This window comes from Bacillus sp. GMs2/2, assembly GCF_050172095.1.
GTDB classification, from domain to species: Bacteria; Bacillota; Bacilli; order Bacillales; family Bacillaceae_G; genus Bacillus_A; species Bacillus_A cereus.
Genome location: NZ_JBNLYE010000553.1, coordinates 1 through 2,014, shown reverse-complemented (window position 1 = coordinate 2,014; position 2,014 = coordinate 1). Strand labels below are relative to the sequence as shown.

Genomic DNA, 2,014 nt, shown 5'->3' with positions numbered 1-2,014 from the left:
ATAATCTTCACTTCGCTTTTTTTATTTGCAATCCTTGTTCAATTTGCTCAATGCAGTATTTATTTCCACATTCTTCGCTTTTATTTAATCGGTTTCTCTGTTTTTAAGACAAATGAACTTAATGCAGGAACTTTAATTTTATTGTCATGGACAACATAAAGTGGTTTACTTCCCGCCTGCTTGCTGTCTACTAGTACTTTCCAAGGCCCTTTCGATGGAAGTGTTATTTCAACAGCTTCTCTATTTGCATTGTGAGCCACTGTAAAGTATTCATTTTTATTCCCCTCTATTGTATAAGCTACAGTATTTTTCGGAGCATCAATAAATGATACGTGTGTTTTTATTTGCTCTGCAGATGTCATTCGAAAAGCTGAGTACTTTTTGCGTAATTCTATTAAACCCTTCATATAATCTACTTCATTATTAAACGTTGCACGGCGCAGCCAATCCATCTGGTTAATTGAATCTGGAGATTTGTAACTATTATGATCACCGTATTTCGTGCGCATAAACTCTTGCCCTGCATGTAAAAATGGAATCCCTTGTGATGTTAATAAAATTGAAGAAGACAATTTGTGCATTTGTTTTCGCATTTCTTCACTGTCACCTGGATTAGTTAACTCAAGTTTATCCCATAATGTATGATTGTCATGTGCTTCCACATAAGTTAATACCTGTTCCGGATCTTGATAGGTAGACGAATTTGTATCGTAGTCAATACCTGCCGTAATACCTTTTTTAATACGATCTTCCATGTTTTCCTTTCCATTTATAAAACCATTTTCCTTTTCCTCAAATACACTACCTTTCAACCCATCACGTATATTATCGTTAAAATGAGCAATCCCTTTCATTTTCTCTGCATTTTTTTGATTTGCTTTCAGCTCAGCTGCAAGAGGTGTATTTAAATCCCATCCTTCTCCGTGTAGTATAATAGAAGGGTCAATTTGATTAACAGCTTTACGTATTTTATTCATCGTTTCATAATCATGAATACCCATTAAATCAAAACGGAATCCATCTAAATTGTATTCTTTTGCCCAATATGTTACGGAATCTATCATAAATTTCCTCATCATTTTTCTTTCTGAAGCAGTATCATTTCCTACTCCAGTTCCATTTGCAAATGTTCCATCTTCATTGTAACGATAATAATAACCTGGAACTAACTTATGAAAATTAGATTCAGCAGCATTATACATATGGTTATATACTACATCCATCACTACTCGAAGATTATTATCATGTAGTGTTTGAACCATTTGCTTCAATTCAGTTATTCGCACAGTCGGCTCATAAGGATTTGTAGAATAGGAGCCTTCTGGAACGTTGAAATTTTTAGGATCATATCCCCAGTTATATTGCGGTTCATTTAAAGTCTCTTCATTTACAGAAGCATAATCAAATATCGGTAAAAACTGAACGTGAGTAACACCTAGATCCTTTATATGATCAAGTCCTGTTTTTACACCTTCTGGCCCTTTTGTTCCTTTTTCTGTTACACCTAAATACTTCCCTTTCTGTTTAATACCACTTTCAGGTTGGATGGAAAGATCGCGTACATGTAACTCATAAATAATAGCATCTTCCGGATTTTTAAATTTTGGCTTTTTGTTTGCTTTCCATTTTTTCGGATTTGTTTCTTCTAAATTAACGACTGCACCTTTATCCCCATTTACAGAAGCAGCACGCACATATGGATCAACCGCTTCAGTCCACTTATCACCAATTTTGACCTTATACGTATAAAAGAGCCCTTTTTGGTTCCCCTTTAGTTCTGCTGTCCAAGTTCCCTTTTCACCTTGTTGCATGTTTATTTCAGCACCTATTTTATCGTTCCAGTTTTTATATGTAACTAACTTCGCTTCGCTTGCAGTAGGAGCCCATAAACGGAACTTTGTATGTTGCGGAGTATATGTATTTCCTAAATCGTTGCCACCATAATAAAATAAATTATCAAACTCTTCGCTACGAATGACTTTACCAATTTCAGTATTCGTATCAGCTAAGTTTT

General features: G+C 34.9%; 1 protein-coding gene. It reads right to left on the bottom strand.

Features of this window, described 5'->3' with window-relative positions; all coding sequences use genetic code 11:
* Window positions 1-80 precede the first annotated feature (80 nt).
* Window positions 81-2,014, bottom strand: a 1,934-nt coding sequence (gene pulA / locus ACQGS6_RS27265; RefSeq protein WP_426965931.1) for a type I pullulanase, incomplete at its 5' end; no start/stop codon positions are given.